This is a genomic window from Pseudomonas hunanensis, from assembly GCF_013393325.1.
GTDB classification, from domain to species: Bacteria; Pseudomonadota; Gammaproteobacteria; order Pseudomonadales; family Pseudomonadaceae; genus Aquipseudomonas; species Aquipseudomonas putida_P.
This window is the reverse complement of the sequence record NZ_QJRC01000095.1, coordinates 912,009-933,238: the sequence shown is the minus strand read 5'-3', so window position 1 is coordinate 933,238 and position 21,230 is coordinate 912,009. Positions and strand designations below refer to the sequence as shown.

At 59.4% G+C, this 21,230-nt stretch carries 17 protein-coding genes; 3 read left to right on the top strand and 14 right to left on the bottom strand.

Annotated elements, in window-relative coordinates:
• From DM807_RS21025 to tssB, 13 genes are all read right to left on the bottom strand, one after another.
• Positions 1–893 (bottom strand): T6SS effector BTH_I2691 family protein (locus DM807_RS21025; RefSeq protein WP_280526549.1); only part of this gene is annotated, 893 nt, incomplete at its 3' end.
• Positions 886–1,818, bottom strand: a complete 933-nt coding sequence (locus DM807_RS21020; RefSeq protein ID WP_179027854.1) for a DUF4123 domain-containing protein — start codon at positions 1,816–1,818, stop codon at positions 886–888. The genes DM807_RS21025 and DM807_RS21020, both read right to left, overlap by 8 nt.
• The gene (locus DM807_RS21015; RefSeq protein WP_179027853.1) at positions 1,815–3,983 is read right to left on the bottom strand and encodes a type VI secretion system Vgr family protein; all 2,169 of its coding nucleotides are present in this window, start codon (positions 3,981–3,983) and stop codon (positions 1,815–1,817) included. Before DM807_RS21015 ends, DM807_RS21020 begins: the two co-directional genes overlap by 4 nt.
• Positions 3,984–4,056: 73 nt before the next feature.
• The gene (locus DM807_RS21010; protein WP_179027852.1) at positions 4,057–4,572 is read right to left on the bottom strand and encodes an Hcp family type VI secretion system effector; all 516 of its coding nucleotides are present in this window, start codon (positions 4,570–4,572) and stop codon (positions 4,057–4,059) included.
• Between the two features lie 119 nt (positions 4,573–4,691).
• On the bottom strand, positions 4,692–5,561 hold the full coding sequence (gene icmH / locus DM807_RS21005; RefSeq protein ID WP_012272853.1) for a type IVB secretion system protein IcmH/DotU: 870 nt from the start codon (positions 5,559–5,561) through the stop codon (positions 4,692–4,694).
• 1 nt (position 5,562) lies between these two features.
• Complete coding sequence (gene tssK / locus DM807_RS21000; RefSeq protein WP_179027851.1) at positions 5,563–6,900, bottom strand: type VI secretion system baseplate subunit TssK; 1,338 nt, start codon at positions 6,898–6,900, stop codon at positions 5,563–5,565.
• A 55-nt stretch (positions 6,901–6,955) separates the two neighbouring features.
• On the bottom strand, positions 6,956–7,753 hold the full coding sequence (gene tssJ, locus DM807_RS20995; protein WP_012272851.1) for a type VI secretion system lipoprotein TssJ: 798 nt from the start codon (positions 7,751–7,753) through the stop codon (positions 6,956–6,958).
• The gene (locus DM807_RS20990; protein ID WP_179027850.1) at positions 7,750–8,319 is read right to left on the bottom strand and encodes an FHA domain-containing protein; all 570 of its coding nucleotides are present in this window, start codon (positions 8,317–8,319) and stop codon (positions 7,750–7,752) included. Before DM807_RS20990 ends, tssJ begins: the two co-directional genes overlap by 4 nt.
• On the bottom strand, positions 8,316–9,332 hold the full coding sequence (gene tssG / locus DM807_RS20985; protein WP_012272849.1) for a type VI secretion system baseplate subunit TssG: 1,017 nt from the start codon (positions 9,330–9,332) through the stop codon (positions 8,316–8,318). Before tssG ends, DM807_RS20990 begins: the two co-directional genes overlap by 4 nt.
• Positions 9,296–11,062 (bottom strand): type VI secretion system baseplate subunit TssF, encoded by a 1,767-nt coding sequence (tssF, locus tag DM807_RS20980; RefSeq protein WP_012272848.1) that lies wholly within the window; start codon positions 11,060–11,062, stop codon positions 9,296–9,298. The genes tssG and tssF overlap by 37 nt, the downstream gene beginning before the upstream one ends.
• A 3-nt stretch (positions 11,063–11,065) precedes the next feature.
• Positions 11,066–11,476 carry a type VI secretion system baseplate subunit TssE gene (gene tssE / locus DM807_RS20975; protein ID WP_060493685.1) on the bottom strand — a complete coding sequence of 137 codons (411 nt, stop codon included), beginning with the start codon at positions 11,474–11,476 and terminating at the stop codon, positions 11,066–11,068.
• Entirely contained in the window at positions 11,473–12,963 is a 1,491-nt protein-coding gene (gene tssC / locus DM807_RS20970) for a type VI secretion system contractile sheath large subunit (protein ID WP_179027849.1), read from the bottom strand. Before tssC ends, tssE begins: the two co-directional genes overlap by 4 nt.
• A gap of 17 nt (positions 12,964–12,980) precedes the next feature.
• Positions 12,981–13,484 (bottom strand): type VI secretion system contractile sheath small subunit, encoded by a 504-nt coding sequence (tssB, locus tag DM807_RS20965; RefSeq protein ID WP_012272845.1) that lies wholly within the window; start codon positions 13,482–13,484, stop codon positions 12,981–12,983.
• A 415-nt stretch (positions 13,485–13,899) separates the two neighbouring features.
• On the opposite strand from tssB, the gene vasI reads away from it, so the two are divergent.
• The 3 genes from vasI to tssM are packed head-to-tail and all read left to right on the top strand — an operon-like array spanning position 13,900 to position 19,489.
• Positions 13,900–14,457, top strand: coding sequence for a type VI secretion system-associated protein VasI (gene vasI, locus DM807_RS20960; RefSeq protein WP_231118558.1), 558 nt, complete (start codon positions 13,900–13,902; stop codon positions 14,455–14,457).
• Positions 14,445–15,908 (top strand): type VI secretion system protein TssA, encoded by a 1,464-nt coding sequence (tssA, locus tag DM807_RS20955; protein ID WP_179027848.1) that lies wholly within the window; start codon positions 14,445–14,447, stop codon positions 15,906–15,908. The genes vasI and tssA overlap by 13 nt, the downstream gene beginning before the upstream one ends.
• Positions 15,905–19,489, top strand: coding sequence for a type VI secretion system membrane subunit TssM (gene tssM / locus DM807_RS20950; protein WP_179027847.1), 3,585 nt, complete (start codon positions 15,905–15,907; stop codon positions 19,487–19,489). The genes tssA and tssM overlap by 4 nt, the downstream gene beginning before the upstream one ends.
• A 40-nt stretch (positions 19,490–19,529) precedes the next feature.
• On the opposite strand, the gene DM807_RS20945 is transcribed toward tssM, so the two are convergent.
• Positions 19,530–21,212, bottom strand: coding sequence for an FAD-dependent oxidoreductase (locus DM807_RS20945; protein ID WP_012272841.1), 1,683 nt, complete (start codon positions 21,210–21,212; stop codon positions 19,530–19,532).
• Between the last annotated feature and the right edge of the window lie 18 nt (positions 21,213–21,230).

The following is a 21,230-nucleotide window of genomic DNA, read 5'->3' as shown; positions in this document are numbered from 1 at the left end:
TCGCGGCTTTGCACGCTCAGTTGTTCGGCATCCAACCGGTAGCACGCCGGCACGCGCTCCTGCTCGGGCGGTTGTGCGGGTTTGGTGTGCTCCAGTTGCTCGGCGGGCATCAGGTCGCGCAGCTGATGCTGGTAGGCCGAGACCGACAGGCTCAGGTCCAGGGCCATGCCTTCGGCGTCGGCAAGCGCGACCACCACCGGCACTTTCGGCTGGGTGTAGGGGTAGTGCCGCGCCATGGCGACGAGGTTGCCGATGGGCAGGATTTCGCTGATCGGGTCGCTGCTCCAGGTCAGCGGCATGCGCCGGTGGGGCGGTTTGAAGTCTTCGACCCAGGTTTGCAGGGCGCTGACCGGCAGCACATGGGGCTGGGTGGACGGCGCTTGGTTGCCGCTCACCAGTTCGGCCATGTCCAACTGGCGCATGTGCCGTTTGCGCAGGGCAGGCGAGCCGGTGATGCGGGCGGTCATGGCGTTGGTCCACAGGTGTGGGCTGTAGCCGATCCAGACTTCCTTGGCGGTATCGGGGCAGGTATCGGCCCACACCCAGCCCAGGGTGCGGCTGGAGAGGTAGCGTTCACGCAGATGGTAGCCCTCCAGCCCTTGATAGCGCAGTTCCTTGTACAGGCCTGCGCCAACGTACTCATGGATGACCAGCTTTTCGCCCAGGGGGCCTTTCATGAACACATAGACATAGCCCTGACGCAGGGCGCGGAGGGTGTAGGCCGAGTGCTGCAGCGGAGCGAAGCCTTGTTCGAGGTTGAAGCCTGCATCGGCATAGCGGCAGGCGGGGGTGCCGCCGGTACGCGGCACGATGGCATAGCGCACTGGGAGGATGGGGATGCGTGCACTGCAGGCAGGGCCGGAAGTGGCGCTGCTGGCGTTGGAGTCATTCATGGATGTGTTCCTTGCTTTCGATCAGTGCGCGCAGTTCGCGGAGGCGACCCTGAGGTGACTCCTCGAGGTTGGTGTAGACCTTCCCGGCCTGGTCATCGGTCATGAGCCACATGTGCCTGGCAATCAACCTGATGAACTGGCCAACGACTTCCTCTTCGCGAAAGTTGAGGGCTTTGAATTGCGGCAGCAGGCATTCAATCCATTGCCTGATGTCGGGCAAGGTGCGGGTGGCGTGCTGTGGCAGGGCCAACACTTCGTGTGCCAGCGTGAGCACGAAGTGTTCGTGCATGCCTGCTTGAAACCGCTCAAGTTCAAGTTTGCGAAGGGGAAGTGGGGCTTGGCTGAAGGGGCGCGCAAGCGTCGGGCTGCGCTGTAGCGTTTTCCACTCGTGAGCTGGCCCCCAGTTGACTCGCCAGGCCAGCGAAGTGACAGGCCCGAGCCACGTAGCTCGATGGTCGTCATCCAATGCATCCAGCCACGCCGCGAGGTGGTCCGGTTTGAACTGGAAAGTGGCCAGCCCCTGATCCGGTAGCGAGATCTGTACGAGGCTGGTGAAGTGGTCCGCCAGCTCGGCAAGGCCAACATCGGCATCCAGCGCGATGGCACCACCAATGGGCATCCAGGTCGAGATTGCATGGGTAAGCAGTTCTGGCGCGTCTGACACGTCTACCAGCAATGGCCCAAAGTCATAGCGCTCGTCCAGGGCACTGCGCCTCCACAGCCACGCATACTGGGTGTTTGGGCTGACTGCATGGACAAGATCAATTACCCAAGGGGCATAGGCCGGGATCAGCTCACCATTCGGGAGTATTTGGGATATTGGCCGGTAGGCCCAGTACTCGAGCACGTTAGTCATTAGCAGTAGGAAACGTGCGTTGTTGCCGAAGTACGTGCTTGGAAGCGTGTCCGAGGGTGCGGTGTTCATCGACCTGCCCCCCCGATGCAACGGCAGTCGGGCAAGGGACAGACGCCATCGGGGCGACGCCCACACTGACGTTCCAGAGGTTTGCCAGTGACTGGCGCGCTGCTGATTGAAAAGGGGTTGGTTGCCCCATCGGGCGATTTGAGGATTTGGCCGTTGATGCGTATTGTCGGGCTGTTCAGGGTGATGCCGGTCTCATCGATCTGGATAGAGCCCCCGGGGCCCTGGATGATCACTGCTTCTGCCGTACGAAGCTCATAGCGGCGGGTACGCCTGTGGATTGCTCCTCGGGCTTCCAGCTCGGCGAGCCCTTCGATCTGCTGCTTGAGGTTGCCTCCAATAGTGATGTGGTGATTGGCGGCGATGTGGTCGTGGCGGTGATTGCCGATGGTTTCAACACGGTCATTGGCTATCTTGATGGTTTGGTTGCGCCCTATATCGAGCGCGGCGTCTTGGCCAATGGTGACGTGTTCGTCATTGCCAACCGTTTCAGTACGGTCATGGCCAATCAAAATCGACTCGTCGTTATTGACCTGTTCCGTGCGGTCATTGCCGACCTGGGTACTTTCGTCATGCTTGACCACGATGTTGTGGTCTTTCTGGGCATGGATGAACACTTCCTCCTGGCCCAGTTCATCCTCGAAGCGCAGCTCATTGAAGCCATCGCCCTTGTGGGTCTGGCTCTTGATGGTCATACGGGTCTTGTGCTGAGGCAGGTCATACGGAGGCAGTTGGTTACCGCAGTAGGTGCGGCCGGTGATCATCGGCTGATCGGGGTCGCCGTTGACGTAGTGGATGATCACGTCCTGACCTATGCGCGGGATGGCCATGGTGCCCCAACTCCCACCGGCCCAGCCCTGCGACACGCGCACCCAACAGGAGCTGAATTCATTGTTTTCACTTTCACGGTCCCAGGGGAAGCTGACTTTGACCCGGCCCCATTGGTCGCAGTAGATCTCCTCGCCCTGTGGTCCAACCACGGTTGCCATGTGCGGGCCGTCAACCCGTGGCTTGGACAAGGGCGCAGGGCGCCACTCGATTCGGCCCGGAACCAGCACAGCTTTTTGTTCGTAACGTGTGCTTTGCTCAGCGCCGAACGCCTCTTCCTGCAGGCTGGTGAACTGGCTGCCTTCGTGGCTGACCGCGCTTACCCGCCAATGCACATTCAGGTTTTCCCGTGGGTGACCGGTCAGGTTGAAGCTCAGACCCGGTTGCAGGCGTACATCGTCACCCTCGACCTCGGCAACGCGCGCATCGTGTCGTAAGGCAGTGATGCGATTTTCGGTGAACGGTTTACCAACGGCATCGCGTTTGTAACGGCCCGGGTAGTCGAAGCACTCGTAATCCTTGGACTGGTGCTCCAGGTAACGGCCGGACGCCCTGTGCTCCTGGCGATAGGCCGGGTGGGTGAAGGTGTAGTCGCGCTGGACTTGTCGTGCGGTACGCACCTGTTCGCTGTAGCGCAGGCGCCGCAGGCAGGATTTAGGCTGGTCACCGCCGCTGCTGGAAAGGTACAGCACGGTGTCGGGGGCCAAGGGCGCGTCGTCTTCGTCGAAGCCTTCGTCGTTGTCCTCGCGCTTGATGGCACCATGACTGATCAGGCCAAGTGATTGCAGCCTGTCGGTGATGATCAATCCATGGCGTTCATCGTTGTGCTCGAAGCGGTAGACGATGCCTTCCTCTGCTGCCAGGCGGGCGATGAAGTCGAGGTCGGTCTCGCCGGCCTGTACGCAGAACTCGCGTACCTGATGGTCCATGCTAGTGCGCATGTCGAACTGGACGATGCCTTGGCGCTTGAGCATGAGCTCGAGAATTTGCGGAACGGTCTTGTGCTGGAAGATGCGCCAGTTCGAGCGAAGCCTGGCACGGGCCAATTGGGGTTCGACCAAGGCATGGTAGTAAGTGCGGGAGAAACCACTCTCGCCCTGGCTGAAGCTGCTGATCAGGCCGTGTACGTAACGTACGGGGTGGGCACCGTCCCAGATGGTGAACAGCGCGGGTTTGTCGAGCAAGTGGCCAAAGTCGACATCGTGCTCGAAGCTGATCAGCTCCAGGGTTAATGTGAACGGTTGGCTGAGCTCCTCCTTGAGCTTGAACGACACCACTTCGAATTCAGCGTTTCCCACCTGGGGCTGGAAGCTGTATCGCAAACTAGATCGGCTGGGCATATGCAGTCCTTGTTCGCCGTTTAAGACTTCGAAGTGCCCAGGCAGATCATGGCTGCCCAGGCTTTTCGTTAGATCAGGCGATCGGTTTGCGCCAGTCGTCGGAGCCTTCCGTACCCGCCGTCACGTGGGCCCAGGAAATCTTGCGGTATGACATTGCCACTTCGATCAACTGCGTATAGTTAGCGTTTGTCTGGTCTTGGGCATGCGGCAAGGTGGTATTGATGTCCACGATGGTGGCGCCCTCCAGCTTGGTGGTGAAGAAATGCTCTTGCTTCCCCTCCACCGAGGTGCGGTACCAGTTCACTTCAACGACTGGCAGCATTTCGCCGCTGGCCAGCGCCTGGTACATCAATGGTGTGGCTTTGTTTAGTGAGCTGGTGAAAATGAAGGGCTTGTGCACCCTTTGGCCAGCAGGCTGGCCACTTTGCGGATCGGTGGGAACGGTCACCTGGTGCTTGATCTCCTGCACCAGAATCTCGTCTTCGTGGCCTTCGACGAATACATTGCCGACTGAGTCGGAGGTGAATGCGCCTGCGGTGATGTTGCCTTGGGTCTTGCCTTCGATCTTGATGTAAGCGGGGGTTGGCATGGCAGTTTCTCCTGCGTCCATGTGAATTGACACGCGCACCACAGGTGGCGTGGCCATCAGAAGCGATGGGCTTGTCAACAAGGCAGAAGCCTCGCTAAATCGTTAATTACGCGTGCGACCTACTGCTGCAAGATGCCGTTGAGCGACTCCACTACCTCGGTGGTAATCAGGTGCAGGCGATAGCTGTAGATGCCGTAGGCCACAGCCATTGCGATGGCCGAAATCACCAGGGGGCTCCACCAGGGCCACTGCCGGTCCATGCGGAAATTTCGTGGGGCCACGTTGGTGTAGGGGTCGCAGACTTCTTCTGGCGTGGGGCCGCGTAGTTCGCGAATGATCCCGTGCAGTTGGTGAATCAGTGCGTTGAGTGTTTCTTCGCCCTTGGGCGCGAGGGCGTACTTGCCCCTGAGCCCAAGGCACAGGGCGTAGTACATGAACTCCAGTACGTCCTGATAACGCTTGGGCTCCTGCATCAGACGGGAAATCACGGTGAAGATTTTTTCCCCACCCCAGGTTTCGTCGTGGAAGATGCTCAGCAGCGGCTCCTGGCTCCAGCAGCTGCTCTTACCCCAGGGCCGTTCCATGACGGCCTCGTCTATGAACAGGCACAGTCCATAGGAATACGCCAATAACTGAGCAGGCTCGTAACCGTGCTGGCGTATTTCTTCCTGAATGTTGTCGATCTGGTTGCGAACTTGTTGATGCACTTCTTTGATGTTTGGCAATTCATCAAGCGTACGCAGGCGGATAACCAGGCCGAACAACGGCGATGCGGCATCCAGCATCAGGTTGGCAAAACCACCTCGCAGTTGAAACTCCGGATCGGCGGGGTAGCCTTCAGTGATCGGTTCAGGCTCAGGTTTCTCCATGGGCGCTTGCGCATGGGGTGGTTTGACCTGGGCGTCTGCCATTGGCTGTTTGAGTGCTGACGTGAGCTGGCTGCCTTCAGTGCTTTTTTCACCGGTTGGCGTGTTGTTCTGTCCTCCCATTTCACTCACTCCTGATCGCCCAGAACTGCAGCTCAAGTCCTGGGAACTCGCCCGCGATGTGGATACCGAAGCCATTTGCCTTGGCCATGCATGCCCAGGTCGGGTCACGCCGGTCCAACTCGAAGTAGCTGAAACCTGCATGGAAGGGCAGGTCACGCGGGGCCACCGGCAGTGGTCGCAAAGGGATGCCCGGCAGTTGTAGCGGCACCAGGTCGATCAATGACTCAAGTGAAGTAATCTTGGCTTTCTGGATGAACATCTGGCGCAAAGCCTGTGGCGGCAGGTCGGCGCGCACGGCGAGGATGAAGTCGGCTTCGTCGATTAGGCGACGGTCCTCTAGCGTGGTTGTCATCACGCCGAATGCTTCGCCCTCCAACGGTAGCGACACGGCGCGTGGCCGCAGGACCGTGCTCAGGGATCGGCGCAAGGTGTTTTCCAGCGGTTTGAAAGAGGTGTGCAGTGCAGTGTGGTGATACGCCGGGTACTCCTGCGGCAGTCTGTTTTCGTCGGTGAAAGTGACGAATTCGCCACAGGCCTGGCTCATGCTCAGGTACAGCTGCTCGGGGTGCGTTTGCGCTTGCCTGGCCAGGTGCTGAAAGCATGGCCACCAACGGTTCATGGCCTGCAGCAGGTTGAAGTCGCGGATATCGGCGATACCGGATTGGCCCGATGCGCCAATGCGTGTGGCAAGTCCCCGCGCGCGCTCGCGCAGTGTGTTGGTGATTTCGTCCAGGAACCGCTGCAGTGCCGGTATCGCCCGCACTGACACGCTGGTAGGGTAGAACGCTTCGTCCAGCTGCAGGCTGCCATCGGGGCGCCGTTCCAGGATGCGTGCCAGTGCCAGGCGAGTGTAGGCGCTACTGTCCTGGGCCTTGCGCTTGAGCTGCAGGTTGGGCACGGCAAGGTCTACGTTTACCAGGTCGCCATCGGCGGTGTGGGTATCCTTGATTTCCTGTGCCTGGGCGGTATAGCGGAAGTTAGCAGCATTGTCGGGCCAGCTCACTTCGCGCCCCCCATCGGTTCGCAGCGGCAGGCACAGATACACCTCGCTGTCCTTGCAAGTGTCGTCACCGATTTCCAGTGGCGGTGGTGGTGGCAGGTCGGCGGGAATGTCGAATACCGTGCCGTCCGGCATGACGCCTCGCGCCCGAGTGATGGCTATCTTGCCAAGGCTCAGGTACTCGTCGTTCAACTGTATTTCGCTGAAGCCATAGAACGCTGCATTGAGGCTGGCGAGGCGCTGGTGCAGGGCTGCTTCACTGGCCCTGGCCGCCTGTTGGAAATGCTGTGGTTTTACGAACAGGCCTTCGGGCCAAAGGACGGGGTTGCGTGAACTCATGGGCGCTCCTTGTCAGCGAGAGTAGGCGGGAAGGGCAATGGGAGTGGAGGCGCCATCAGTCTTCTTCCTTGAGTACGATGTGCGTGTCGTTGACCAATACCGACAGCACGATCTGGTGGCCACGCGGCGGAATACGCAGCACTTGCCGCCAGCTGGCGTTCTCGTGGCCTCGGTAGTCGCCAATCACCGCCACGAAACGGGTTTCGGCGTGGATAGCTTCGAACGGGATGTATTTGAACTGGCCAGGGCTCAGCAAATAGTCATCAGCACGGATGTAGGTACTGCGCAGGGCTGCGGCCGGGTCCTGGTCCAGCAATTGGTAGACGGTGTTGCGCAGCAACGAATCGTCGCGCAGTTGCAGGATCTTGATGGCCATGGGCGTGGCGACCTGCTCCGAGGCCGCGGCTGCGCTGCGCGGTAAGGTCAGCACCACCGTTGGGTCGTCATAGCTGCCGGGGGCGCTTTCTTCCAGAGGGGAGCGAGCCTGGGGACTGTCGTTTTCCTCATCCATCTCGACGGGCGATATGGCCGGGAATTGTGCTTGCAGGTACTCGAACAAAGTCCCGATTTTTTCGGTCAACGCGTAGGGGTCATCAGCACTCAGGGTCACTGCGTAAGGGCTGGGCTCCAAGGCGGTATCCTGTTCGACCGCTACGTCAAGGCTGTTCGGGTTACCGTTGAGGGTAGGGCTGGCATTGATGCTGAACGCGAGCTGGGTTGGGTGGTCCTTGGGCGGCCCGATGGGTAGAGAAGGGTCCATGACCACTTGACTCACTCTGCTTAGAGACGTGCAGCCGGCCAACCCCACCAGCGCAATCAGCAGAGGCGCGAACAGCAATGGATGACTCGTCATGGACGTTCTCCTGCAATCAGGCGTTGCAGTGGGTTTTCTGGCGATGTTGCTACGCAGGCCGCTGCCTCCAGCGCCGCCAGGGGATCATTTCCCATGTCAGTCCCAAAGACCGAGCAGATCTCGGCGACAGGTTGGCTGGGAGTAGGTTTGGCCTGCCATGGGCTGATAGGGGCTTCGGCTACCAAGCGGTCGAGTACCCTGCGATCTGGGTTGAACAGGTCCTCCAGGGCATGCGTGCATGCTGGATCCTGGGCGTACTGCACCTGTAGTCGATAAGCACCAATGCGAAGTTGGTCCCCTTCCATCAGGCGCCTGGGAGGGAGTGATCCCAGGCAGACGGAGCTGTCATTCATATAGGTGCGGTGGCAGTGATCGATCACGCAGAAGCTGCCTTCAATCCAGCGGATTTCGCAGTGGATAGGCGCCACGGCCTGATCACGGTCATTGAGCCACCAGTTAGCCCGCCTGCTTCCGATGGTCCCGCCTTTGCAATCGAACCGATGCCGCGCTGTCATGTCATGCCGCAGTTGGCCGAGGTTGATGATGCTCAAGGTCAAAGTGCTCAAGAACGCCCCCTGAACTGCACGACAGGGCTGAGCTGGCCATGCTGGTCATCGAAGAAGCTGGTCCAGCCCAGGTAGGCGCCCTGGCTGCGGTGCAGGCAGAAAGGCGACAATGCGTTCTGCTTCAGGCGCAGTTCCAGGTCGTAGGCCAGCCCGTCACGCAGCAGAAAGCCGATCAGTGCACGCAAACGGCCGAAGTTGATGCCGCTGGGCAGCAAGTCCCGCATCTGCGCTTGGTCGAGTTCGCTGATCACGATGGTGAACTTGCTGCTGCGGGTGCGGGTGCGGCTGCCGACCATGAACGTGCTGCCCAGCTGGCCGTTAGAGCGGCCCAGGCTTACAAGCTGTCTGGCCGCTGTGGGTACCGAACGCGTCTCGAACTCGCGAATCTGTACGTGTTTGAGGTCGAAGCAGTGTCCTATGATGCCGGCCACGGTGCCCGGCGCACGGCTGCGGCTGGCGATAACGCCAGCAAAGCTGAGCAGCCGGCTCCACGGGAGTGCCGTGTCCCCTCGCAGCTGTTTGTCATTAAGCCCCAGCAGGGCAAACACGTATTGCGAAAACCCGTCACTGGCACCTGGCTGGAAACGGATGTAGTAGCGGTACTTGCGCCAGATCCGGTGTAACAGGCTGAGCAGGTAGTGGTTGAAAAAGTCGAAGAAGGCCGGTCGCACACCAATGCCCTGTGCATGTTCATAGGCCACTTGTTCCAGGTAATAGGTGGGCAGCGGTGAATCAGTACCGTGCAAACCCATGAACGTGGCAACGACTCGGTAGCGCTCCTCCTCAGTGTGCATCCGCTGGGCGTTGTACACGTCCGAAACGGGGAAGGTCAGCCGGGGGTCGCAGGCCAGGCGCACACGCAGCCGGGTTGCTTCATCCGGCCAACGGGGTTCCAGATCATCGCCATGCAAGCCATGCAGCCGTTCCAGCAACTGAAAGAAGTTGTACTGGTGCGCTTCCGAGAGCAGCTTGTCGGCTAGATCAGCGGTTGCTTGCCGGTCTGTATTGGCCATGTGTAGTGCTCATTATTGGTGGTGTTGATCACTTCCAACTGGTGGAAGGAGTTGATGCTGGCGTACAGGGCGAAGAAGTGGGCGAGCACACAACTGAACAAGTACAAGTCGCCTTCGCAAAGGAAGGCGGTCTGGTCCAGTTTCAGCCGGGTGTGCAGACCACGAATAGGTTGTCCCTTTATTAGCCAATCCATGGGTTGTGTATGAATATCGCGCATACCTTCCAGGCGTTTACGGGTGGTGCGGGCCTGCTGGATGTCGTGTAGGGCCATGAAGTCATAGGCTCGGATCACTGCTTTAAGCGGCTCTACCGAGAGCAGGGAGAGGTAGTTGAGCGACATGTTTGAAATCAATGCCCATTGCAACTGGCCGTCCAGCACCGGGCGGCAGGGACGGGTGGGTTTACAGAGGTTGGTGTAGGTGGCCAGCGGGGGCGTGAGTTCGGTCAGGACGTTGATGTCATCGATGCCCAGCGCCAGCGGTAGGTCCCGATTAGTGCAGGTCAGGTCGATGGACGCGGTTTCCAGCTCGCCTATGTAGCTATTGGCGTCGGCACGGACGAAGGCGATTCGATGCATGACGCCATCGCCGTGCAGGCACTCTTCCAGCTGGTAGCGGTAGTACAGCGCCGTGCGCCCCTGAATATGCTCGATTTCATGGGCAAACGACTCGAAGGGACGGAAGGTACGTAGGTGTTCACCGATTTTTCCGTCTGTTGTCGTTCGGGTGCTAATGACCTGGTCGACACTGAAGATTTCGTATCCGTGCGGCTCTGTGCCCTTGGGCTTCAGTGGAACCAAGGCGTCCTCGCCGGACAGATCGATAGGTTCGGCGCTGTGCTGGAACAGGTTCACCGCAGGTGCGCAGAACAGGTTGAAATCTGCTCTGCCGACACGCAACGAGTCGGGTAGCTGGCGCGTGAAGTGAAACTCTAGGCATATGCGCGCGCTGTCATGAGCTGGCCAGATTTTCTCCAGCCCAGTCACACTGAAGAAGTGGAAGCGCTGGGGGAAAGCGAAGTACTCCTGCAGGATCCGGTAACCATCAAAGACGTTTTGTGGGTAAGGCAGCATGGCGTCATCGGGGCTGAACCCTGGGAACGTAATGCTGTTTGCCGGCAGACGACGTGCCTCGCCATCGATGGCCACGCTGACATGCTTGAGGTATTGAGAAATCCACAGGTAAAGCGTGCGTGCCGTGCGGGTATCGCCGGAGAGGTAAAAGTCGATGCTGGTACAGCCCAAACTGTTCAACGGCCGCTCGACCAGTATTTGAAGGCCGATACTGACCACAGAACTGTCAAGTGTCTGGGTTGCGGCCACCGTGTCGATCTCGAATGGATGAACGTTGACCGCTGTGCAGGTGCGAAACTCACAGGCCACGCCGTCTACCGGTTTCGAGAACAGCCTCGACCCCTTTGGGATGCGTTGTGACTGGCTGAGGGATTGCTTGATCGGGCTGAACTGGATGATCGTTGCGCTGGGGAGGGGGCGCAGATAATTCGGCCACAGCAACTGCAGCATGGGATGGGTCAGCTCTGGCAGGTCGTCTTCCAGCTTGAGCCGAAGCTTGGCGGTCAGGAATGCGAAGGCTTCCATCAGGCGTTCGACATCGGGGTCGCTGGCACCGTTGCCAAGCAACCGGGCGAGTTGTGGGTTGTCTTTGGCGAAGTCGTTCCCGAGTTCGTGCAGGTAACGCAGTTCTTCGCTGAAACTGTCTTTCAGTGACATCGGTCACCTCACTCGGGTGTAGCGGTTGTGCCCGTTGACCAGCAGCTCAAGTTGCAGCTGCTCAGTGTGGTTGTTGACCCGTACCAGACAGTCCAGCTTGAAATGCAGCTCTAGCGGGGTATGGGCATCAGGCACTGCTTTTAGCGTGCGCACTTGTATGCGTGGCTCGAATCGCTGGAGCGTGCGGCGGATATCCGCGCTCACCTGTACGAGCAAGTCGCCGTTGTTTGCGTCATGCCCGTTGAAGTCGCGCAGGCCTAGCTCAGGGCTGCTCTGAGAGCACCCCTGGCGGGCATTGAGCAGCGTTTCTAGGTGGCGCTTGATGGCGGCGAATTTGTGGGAAGCGCTCTCCCGCCGGGAGGCCTTCCGGCTGATGCACTGATCCAGCTTCAAGCGATCAAAAAGCCCACTCATTGCGTATCGAGCCGCCCGACCAGGGAAATTTCGAAATTCGCGCCCATGTACTTGAAGTGTGGGCGAACAGCGAGCGAAACCTGGTACCAGCCTGGGTCACCGGCAACATCCGATACCTCGACCTTGGCGGCACGAAGCGGCCGGCGACTGCGAACATCGGCAGACGGGTTCTCCTGGTCCGCGACGTACTGCTTGATCCACTTGTTAAGCTCGGACTCAAGGTCGCGGCGCTCTTTCCAACTACCAATCTGTTCGCGCTGTAGCACCTTGATGTAGTGAGCCAGCCGGTTGACGATGAACAGGTAGGGCAACTGGGTACCCAGTTTGTAATTGGTCTGTGCCTGTAGCCCCTCGGGGGTTTTCGGGAAGTTCTTGGGTTTCTGCACCGAGTTGGCCGAAAAGAACGCGGCGTTGTCGCTGTCTTTGCGCATGGTCAGGGCGATGAAACCCTCTTCGGCCAGTTCGAATTCTTTGCGGTCGGAGATCAGAACCTCGGTAGGAATCTTGGCCTGCAACTGGCCCAAGGACTCGTACAGATGGACTGGCAGGTCTTCGACGGCGCCGCCCGATTGCGGACCGATGATGTTCGGACACCAGCGGTAGCGGGCGAAGCTGTCATTGATGCAACTGGCCAGCAGGAAGGTGGAGTTGCCCCACAGGTAGTTGTCATGCTGCCCGGCGATGTTTTCGTGATAATTGAAGCTCTCGATCGGTTTTTCCTGCGGGTGGTAGGCGGAGCGGAGCATGAAACGCGGCCCGGTCAAAGCGACATGACGGGCGTCTTCGCTTTCACGGAATACGCGCCATTTGGCGTGCCGAGGGCCGGCGAAGAGATCTTTTATTTCCTTGAGATTGGGCAGTTCTTCGAAGCTGCTCAAGTTGAAGAACTCAGGAGAAGGCGCGGCCAGGAAAGGTGCGTGAGACATGGCGCCTACGGAGGCCATGTAACTCAGCAGTTTGATATCCGGCGAAGAGGGGCCGAAGCTGTAGTTACCAACCATGGCCGCAATCGGCTCGCCCCCGAATTGACCGTAACCTGCGGTATAAACATGTTTGTAAATGCCGCTGCAGGTAATGTCTGCAGCATTTTCGAAGTCATCGAGCAGGTCTTCTTTGTTCGCATGCAGCACTTCGAGCTTGATGTTCTCCCTGAAGTCGGTGCGGTCTACCAGGATTTTCAGGCCGCGCCATGAAGATTCAAGCTGCTGGAACTCTGGATGATGCAGAATGGCATCCATCTGTTTGCCGAGTACCCGGTCAACCTCTGCAATCATCTGGTCGACCCGGTGCTTGTTGATCAACTGATCCGGGTCATTGCTTTTGAGGATTTCGGCGATGAAGGCAGATACGCCATGCCGGGCAACCTGATAGCCCTCATGCGCGGGTATTAGTTTGGTTTCTGCCATGATCTGGTCGAGCAAGGTGGCATTGCTTATCGTGCCGGTCGTTGTGTCTTCGCTGATGTTGGTATTGCTAGGCTTAGGCATGAGGACGCTCCGTTGTCTCAGTCATTTTCTGGTGCTTCAAGTACCAGGTTCAGTTCTTGGGCAAGCTGTTTACGTGCCTGCTCGTTGTTCAGCAGGTGCTGCAATTGCTTGCGAAAAACGGGGACGTTGCCCAATGGGCCCTTCAGGGCGACCAGCGCTTCACGCAGTTCCAGCAGCTTGTTCAGCTCGGGTACCTGGCGTGCGATTTGGTCCGGCCCGAAATCGTTGATGGACTTGAATTGCAGGTGAACCCCCAGGTCGGCGTCCGGGGTTGTGCCGAGCATGGACGGCACAGACACGTCCAGGCTCACGTTGGCGTCGCTCAACACGCTGTTGAATGTGTGTTTATCGATGCGCATGGCCTGACGGTCCTCAAGCGCACGGTTGTCATTCAGGCCGAAGTCTCCCAGAACCAGCATTTTGTGAGGTAACTCCACCTCAGCCTGCATATCGCTCGTGGCGGGGACATACTTGATATTGACGCGCTCTTTTGGTGCGACAGATCCCGTGCTTCTAGACATCAATACCTAACTCCTTTTTGGTTTGTAGGATGTTTAAACAAAGGTGTGTTTAATTTGGTTTGAGTTCTGTAGGAAGTTTCTTGCGTCTGTTATTTGGGGTGGTTTAGTTTCTCGTTGCGTATAAAAACCATGCATGGGAAGTTGTTGTTTGGTCGAGTGCAAATGTGTAAGTAAATATTTGTTTGTATGCATTCTTCGCGATGTATTAGGCTTCTGCGGGTTTTGCTGGAGCTGGATGTGTGTATATGTGCATTTAAATGAGTTTGTAGGAAAGTTCGTGCGGTCATGTAGGGCGTTTATACTTTTGGAGAATGAACTCAGGATGATTAACCCTTGTGCATATGGCGCCGGTCTCTCGTTGTTGTTTTTTCTGCAGCCGGTACTGGCAGGCCCCACACGGGACTGTTCTCGGATTGTGTCCAATGTCGAGCGACTGGCCTGTTTCGATCAGGCTGCCGGCACCCCGGCGTACAAGACACATCGGCAGTGGTCTGCACCAGAGCAGCAGGCCCCTACAGTGCTGCGCGTGATGGCAAATGAAGCCGCACGGCCACGGGATGACCTGACGTTTCGCATCGAAAGGCGAGTCCAGGACGTTACAGGCGCACCAGAACTTGTGATCTCAGCACCCGCCATAGCCTCGGGTAACGAACCTGCCTACCTGGCGATCAGTTGCATTCAGGCCATCTCCAGGTTGCAACTGATTGCCAGACGCCCCATCGAGCCGAGTTGGGTCAAGGTGCGGCTGGTGGGGGAGGGGTGGTCCACCACAGAAACGCAGTGGCAGGTGATGGAGAATGGTCAAGTGCTCGATGCGGGGCGCGGCCTGCCTGCGATCGAGCAGATCAGAAGGCTCATTGGAGCCCAGCGCATCGAGGTTGTCAGTGATCACGACGAGGTCGACGGGCTGACCTTCGATGCACAAGGCCTCGACCCATTGATCAGCCAGGCGCGAAGCTTATGCCGGTGGTAGCGCAAGTATCGGAGCGCGAGATCACTCGCTTGCTAGCGCCGATTGATCCGGCCGTCCCGGCTGGTTTGTTCGATGTCGAGGACGAAACCTACCAGGCTATCGACCAGGAGATGGTCAAGCTGGGTGGGCTACAGGACGCCTCCATCGACTGGGCTTACATCGAAGAGGCGTCGCGTCAGTACCTGAGCCAGCAATGCAAGCACTTGCGAATCGTCGCACACCTGAGTGCTGCATGGCTGCGTGGCGGATGTTGGGAGCGCTGGGGTTTCACCTTGGCGTTGCTGGCCGGCATGATCGAGTGTTACTGGGAGCACGCTCACCCCAAGCCAGGGCCAAAGGGTTTTCTGGTCAAGCGCAAGCTGGTTGGTCTGATGATCAATCGCTTGGCCGAGGCGCTACCGCGTCTTGATCGCTTTACCTACACACCGACTCATGCGGCGGCAGCGCAGGCTGCGTTGAAACGCCTGCAACAACAGGATGCGGTTCAGCTGGAGGGAGCCGCTCTGGGCGAACTTGAGCGCCTGCTACGCAAGCACACGGAACTTGCCAATGGCGTCGGCGAGGCTGCCGCGCCCGAGGCGCCGGCTGCAAGCGTAAAGCCGGCGCCACTGACCGATGTCATCGCAGCGCCAATGCCGCGCGTGACGATGGGTAATGAGCGTGAGACACGACGGGCAGTGCTGGCTATGGCCGAGCTCATCAACCAGCAGGACCCTTACGACCCTACCGGGTACCAGCTACGGCGTTTCGGATTGTGGGGGCACATTCAGGCGGCCCCTCAAGCCACTCAGGGCAACCGCACGGAATTGATGTCGGTTCCGCTGGATATCACGCGGGTCTATGAAGAAGCGATTGCCAGCACAGCGATCGACCCCGCATTACTTCAGCGCATTGAAAAGAGCGTGACGGCGTGCCCGTTCTGGGTTCGTGGCAGCTTTCTAGCTGCGACGGTCGCCTTGCGGCTGGCGATGGGTGAAGTGGCCGAAGCCATCCGTAGCGCCACTGCTCGTTTTGTGCAGCGCATGCCCGCGCTGCAGCAACTGTGCTTCAGCGACGGCATGGTGTTTGTCGACGACCAAAGCCTGGCCTGGCTCAAGGGCACGCAAGGGCCTTCTGCCCAAGGATCAACCCCACAAGAGTTTGGCGGCCTGCGCGAGGAACTGATCAGTCAGCTGGAAACCGCTGGCGTAGAAGCGGTGCTGCTAAGGCTACAAGCGCTGCAAGCGGACTTCCGAGCTCCCCGTGAGCGCTGCCACACCACAGTGATCGCTGCCGATTTACTGGCCGCGCGGGGCGTGTCCTGGCTGGCCCAGGACTTGTGCGCCAGCGTTGCCAGAACGATGCAGAAAACCACTGCCAATCTGTGGGAACCGGCGGTTTTCCAGCGCCTTCAGCAGTACGCGGGATCCCCTGCGCTGGCTGATCAAAACAAGGAACAGGAGCCTCGATGAATCAAATATGGAACCCATTCAAACGCTGGGGGCTGCAGTGGGTAACGCGCGCGGGCTTGGCGCTGCCGCTGTTGCTCGGGTTGGGCACCGCACTGATGCTGGTCGCCATCTGGTGGCTCGGACCGCAATGGTCGTGGTATGAACAAAAGCCACTGGCGAGTGTGCTGCATCGCAGCTTGGCAAGCCTTGTTTTCCTGCTGATGCTACTTCTAGGCTGTCTTGTAGTACTGCGCATACGCTATCGTCGCCTGCAAGCGGAACGTCGGGAGGTAGTGGCCGCCGAACAAGACCGGGCGCTACATTTTGTGCAGGCGCAAGAGATGGCGCTGAGCCAAGGGCTTGACCGGTACCTTGACAATGCGGGTGGGCGACGTGCGTTGTACCGGCTGCCCTGGTACCTGGTGTTGGGTGACGAACAGTCCGGTAAAACCAGCTTCGTCGACCGCAGCGATCAACGCTTTACCTTGACGCGCATCGACCAGGCTCAGGCACGAGGCCGACAGGCTGAAGCATTGGCCTATCCGGTGGGCTGGTGGGTCAGCGACGATGCTGTAATCATTGACCCGCCCGGTATTTTTATCAGCCAGAATCCACCAGCGGGCTCGGCGGCCACCGATCCCTCCGCGCCGCCTGGCACCCAGGCCAGGTTGTGGGAGCATCTATTGGGTTGGCTGCTGCGCAACAGAAGCCGGCGGGCGCTCAATGGTTTGCTGCTGGTTGTCGATCTACCGGCACTGCTGCATGGCAAGCCAGAGCAACGCGCCGCCCTGGCCCATGGCTTACGCACACGCCTTTACGAAGTGAGCAGTCAGCTGGGATCGCGCTTGCCACTATACGTGGTGCTGACCAAATTCGATCTGCTGGATGGCTTCGATCAGTTATACAGCAAACTTTCGGCCGCCAAGCGTGAAAGCCTGTTGGGGTTCACTTTCAAGTTGGATGCGGTCGATACGTTCGACGCCTGGCTGGAAGAGTACGACCAGCAATACGGTCGGCTGCTCGCCAAGTTGAATGAACAGGTCTTTGATCGGCTGGATGTGCTGGGCAAGACAGCACCGCGCGGGCAGCTGTTCTCACTGCATGCACAGCTGATCGGTTTGCGTCCGATACTGCTGACCTTTCTGCGTGAAACGTTGGCGAGTGACCGTTTCACCACGCCTGCGCTGGTACGAGGTGTGTACTGGTCGTCAGTGGTGCAGCAAGGCGACATCCGCAATGTGTTCGTTCGCGAAGCAGCACAGCCGTACAAGACTAAACTTCCGCTGCTTGAAGGCAAGGCTCAGGGCAAGGCGTTGGCTTATTTCATCCAGCAAGCCTTCAGGCGAGTTATCTATCAAGAGGCCGGTCTGGCAGGCGACAACATCCGGGTGACGCGCAGCAAGCGGCAGTTGCTGTGGGTTGGCTCGGGCGTAGGCATCCTGGCGTTCAGTGTCGCCATCGGCAGCTGGCAACGCTACTTCGATATCAATAGTTCCAAGGCTACCAGCGTGCTTGCCAAGAGCCAGGAATACAGCCAGCGCGAAGTGGATCAGCGTCTTGATCCGACCGGGCGCAACTTGTTGGAGCCTCTGGATCGGATCCGCGATGCGGTGGCGGTATTCGGTGACTATCGCACGGCGTGGCCGGGTGTTGCCGACTTTGGCCTGTATGAGGGGCGCAACATCGGTCCTCTGGTTGACGAGGCGTACCTGAGCTTGTTGTCCAAGCGCTTTTTGCCTGCATTGGCCGGCGGCGTGATTGACGTCATGAACGCAGCAACACCGGGTAGCGAACGACAAATGGCTGCGCTTAGGGTTTACCGTATGATCGAAGAGCGCCATAGCCGCAGGCCTGAATGGGTCGAAGACTGGATGGCACGTCAGTGGCAACAGGCTTTCCCTGGCCAAGGGCAGTTGCAGCGTGACCTCATGCAGCATCTGAAGTACGCCTTGGCTTATGCCGATGCCGATTTGCCGCAATACCGGCAGCGCGTCAACGAAGTACAGCAGGCGTTGCGTGAGCTACCTCTGCCACTGCGGGTTTACACGGGACTGAAGCAACAGGCGCACGAGCAACTGCACACCAGCCTGGACCTGCGTCACCAGGTGGGCCCCGCATTCGACGTTGTTTACCAGACATCTTCCGGTGCCCAGGGGGAGGATGTAACGCTGGCCCCTATGCTGACTGCCAAAGGTTTCAGAGAGTACTTTGCGCCGCGCAGCGAGCGATTCGCTGAGATGGCGATGGTCGATCAGTGGGCATTGGGGGAGCGCAGCCAACTCGACTATTCGGACATTGACAGGCATGCGCTTACCGAAAGGTTGCACAACCTCTACAGCGCCGATTACATCGACAGTTGGCGTCGCGCCTTGAATGCATTCACCGTGGCTGACTTCCGTGATCTGGATCATGGTGTCACGATTCTGGAGCAATTGACCGGCCCCGCAGCCCCTTTGCAGCGGCTGCTGGAAACAGTCAGAGATAACACTTCGCTTGCTTCACCTGCGGTGGTTGAAACACCGAGCGAAGTGACCAAGCTGCGACCACCAACAGCCAAGCCTGATCAACAGCAAACCTTGGCCATTCCGCGGGCGTTTGCAGGGTTGGGCGCCATGTTGCAGGCAACAGGAGAAAAACCGACCTACTACGATGAAACCCTTGGTGCGATAGCGGCCGTGCTGAACTACGCCAAGGCCGTTCAGGACAGCCCGGATCGTGGCAAGGCCGCACTGCAAGCCGTGCATCAACGCTTTTCGATGACAGGGCAGGACCCGATCGGCACCCTGCAACGTATTGCCACAGGCTTGCCGGAGCCAATCAACCACCAGGTTAGAAAGCTTGCCGATCAGACTGCCCAAGTGCTGAATGTTGAAGCATTGCGCGAACTGGAGCGACGCTGGGATGCTGAAGTGTACAGTTTCTTCCAGCAACGCCTGGCAAACCGCTACCCCTTTGTGGTGAGGGCGCCCGATGCTGCGCTGGATGACTTCGAGGCGTTCTTCGGGCCGAAGGGGCGCCTGCAGCAGTTTAATGAACGCTATCTCAAGGTCTTCCTGAAGGAAAACCTCGAGGCCTTGCATTCTAGCCAGTACGGGCAATCCTTGATCCGTGAGGATGTGATCGAGCAGCTCGAGTTGGCGGATCGCATTCGTGAAACGTTCTTCGATCAGCGTGGAAAGCTGAGTGTGCAATTCAGCATCGAGCCGTTGGGTCTCAGCGCGAACCAACGTACCAGCCTGCTGGACCTGGATGGCCAGTTGATCTCCTATACCCATGGGCCACGCCAGATCACCGGTATCGTCTGGCCAAATACCTTGGGGCAGCAGGTGCGCAGCAACCTGACCCTACTCAGGCAGAGCGGCAATAGCAGCAGCCTTGAGTACCGTGGCCCATGGTCGATGTTCCGTTTGCTCAGCCGCGGTTCGCTGAATGGGCGCACGGCAACCAGCGTGGACCTGAGCTTCAGGACGGGTGACGGTGTGATGCGCTATCGGTTGAATGCTGAAAAGGCCTTCAATCCCATTACCCAGCAGCCGTTCAAGGGCTTCCGTTTACCGCGAGGGTTGTTGCAACAGCCACTCAAGGTTGCTCAGATGGAGTAACCCTATGAGTAGCCGTTTCGAAAATCAGGCCTCGCTGTGGTCATATTGAGCTCAAGCCACTCAATGCTCTCCCGGCCAGATACCCAAAGGTCATCCCCGGCCCAAGGGTAATACCGCCGCTCGGGTAGTGCCCACCCATCACGCTGTGCATGTCGTTACCCACTGCAAACAGCCCGGGTATCGGCTGCCCCGCGTGGCCCAGCACGCGGGCCGAGGCGTCTGTGCCCAGGCCGGCGAAGGTGCCAAGGCTGCCTGGCAGCAGTTTTACCGCGTAAAACGGCCCCTTCAGCAGCGGGCGCAACGATGGGTTGGGCACTTGCTGCGGTTCGCCCTGGGCCTGGTTGTATGCCGATACTCCTCGCTGGAAAGCAGGGTCTCTACCTTGGGCTGCATATTGGTTGAAGCCTTCTACCGTGCGCTGCAACTGCGCAGCGTCGATCCCACAGCGCTGCGCCAATTGCGCCAGGGTAGCGCCGTTGTGCAAATAGCCACTGCGCTGATAGAAGCGGGTAGGGAAGGGAAACGGTTTGGCCCACCCAATGCCATAGCGCCGTTGCGCAGTGTGGTCACAGATCAGCCAGGCCTCTGGCCGCTCGCCTTGCGGCGTGGCGGCGAACAGCGCGTTCATGAAATCGTGGTAGCAATCGGCTTCGTTGACGAAGCGCCGGCCATCGCGGCGCACGGCAATGAACCCGGGCTTGGCGCGGTCGATCAAGTGCGGGAAATGACCGAAACCGCCATCGCGTCGCGGCACCCGCGACACAGGTGCCCACGCGCCACTATGGACCGCAGTGGTGGGTACCAGGCCACCGGCCTGTTCGCCCAGGCGCAAACCGTCTCCGCTGTTTTCCCTGGGCGCTGCAGAGTAATGCTGGTCACCGCCAGGCGCGTGCGGCATCAGCTGCGCGATGCGCTGGCGGTCATGCGGGAAGCCGCCGCAGGCCAACACCACACCACGGCGGGCATGGATGACCTGGCCATCGGCGAACAGTGCGCCGCTGACCCGCCCTTCGCCCAGCAAGCGGCTGGCGGGTTTGTCGGTCAGCAAGGTCACGCCGAGGTCGAGGGCGCTGCGCAGCAGGCGCGCCACCAGCGCGTTGCCGTTGACCAATTGCAGCCCGCGACGGTGCAGCAGCAGGTCGCGCCCATGACGCAACAGGCGTTTGCCCACATGCAGCGCCGCCTTGGGCGAGCGGGTGGCGTTGAAGAAGGCGGCCATGTCGGCGCCCCCGGCAACGCCCATGCCGGCCAGGCTGACGATATCCAGCGGCGGGCGCAGCTTGTGCAGCCAAGGCCCGAGCAGGCGACCGTCATAGGGCAGCGCACACAGCGAGCGCCCGCCGCGTGCACTGCCATCGCCTTCACGCATGTCGGGCATACGGCTACCGCACTGGAACTGCACGGCAGTGTGTTGCTGGAAGAACGCCACCATCTCCGGGCCATGGCGCAGGAACGCGCGTTGGCGTGGGTCCAGCGCGCGGGTGTGGGTTTGCGCTCGTAAGTAACGCTCCGGGGCATCGTCGTTTTCAAGGATGCCCTCGGCGATGGCCAGCGGGTTGCGTGGTATCCACAACCAGCCCCCCGACCAGGCGCTGGTGCCGCCCAGCTGGCTGGCTTTTTCCGCCACGATCACTTGCAGGCCGTGATGTGCGGCGGTTACGGCGGCAGCCAGGCCAGAGGCGCCGGCGCCGATGACGAGTACGTCACAGTCGAGGGGTTGCATGGAAGGGGTCCACTCAGG

Excerpts from the sequence above, each read along its gene's own strand:
- tssK (WP_179027851.1), bottom strand. The coding sequence starts at position 6,900 with ATGAGTTCACGCAACCCCGTCCTTTGGCCCGAAGGCCTGTTCGTAAAA.
- DM807_RS20945 (WP_012272841.1), bottom strand. The coding sequence starts at position 21,212 with ATGCAACCCCTCGACTGTGACGTACTCGTCATCGGCGCCGGCGCCTCT.
- tssC (WP_179027849.1), bottom strand. The coding sequence starts at position 12,963 with ATGCCTAAGCCTAGCAATACCAACATCAGCGAAGACACAACGACCGGC.
- DM807_RS21015 (WP_179027853.1), bottom strand. The coding sequence starts at position 3,983 with ATGCCCAGCCGATCTAGTTTGCGATACAGCTTCCAGCCCCAGGTGGGA.
- DM807_RS21020 (WP_179027854.1), bottom strand. The coding sequence starts at position 1,818 with ATGAACACCGCACCCTCGGACACGCTTCCAAGCACGTACTTCGGCAAC.
- tssF (WP_012272848.1), bottom strand. The coding sequence starts at position 11,062 with ATGTCACTGAAAGACAGTTTCAGCGAAGAACTGCGTTACCTGCACGAA.
- tssG (WP_012272849.1), bottom strand. The coding sequence starts at position 9,332 with ATGGCCAATACAGACCGGCAAGCAACCGCTGATCTAGCCGACAAGCTG.
- tssJ (WP_012272851.1), bottom strand. The coding sequence starts at position 7,753 with ATGACGAGTCATCCATTGCTGTTCGCGCCTCTGCTGATTGCGCTGGTG.
- tssB (WP_012272845.1), bottom strand. The coding sequence starts at position 13,484 with ATGTCTAGAAGCACGGGATCTGTCGCACCAAAAGAGCGCGTCAATATC.
- tssA (WP_179027848.1), top strand. The coding sequence starts at position 14,445 with ATGCCGGTGGTAGCGCAAGTATCGGAGCGCGAGATCACTCGCTTGCTA.
- icmH (WP_012272853.1), bottom strand. The coding sequence starts at position 5,561 with ATGGGAGGACAGAACAACACGCCAACCGGTGAAAAAAGCACTGAAGGC.
- DM807_RS21010 (WP_179027852.1), bottom strand. The coding sequence starts at position 4,572 with ATGCCAACCCCCGCTTACATCAAGATCGAAGGCAAGACCCAAGGCAAC.
- tssE (WP_060493685.1), bottom strand. The coding sequence starts at position 11,476 with ATGAGTGGGCTTTTTGATCGCTTGAAGCTGGATCAGTGCATCAGCCGG.
- tssM (WP_179027847.1), top strand. The coding sequence starts at position 15,905 with ATGAATCAAATATGGAACCCATTCAAACGCTGGGGGCTGCAGTGGGTA.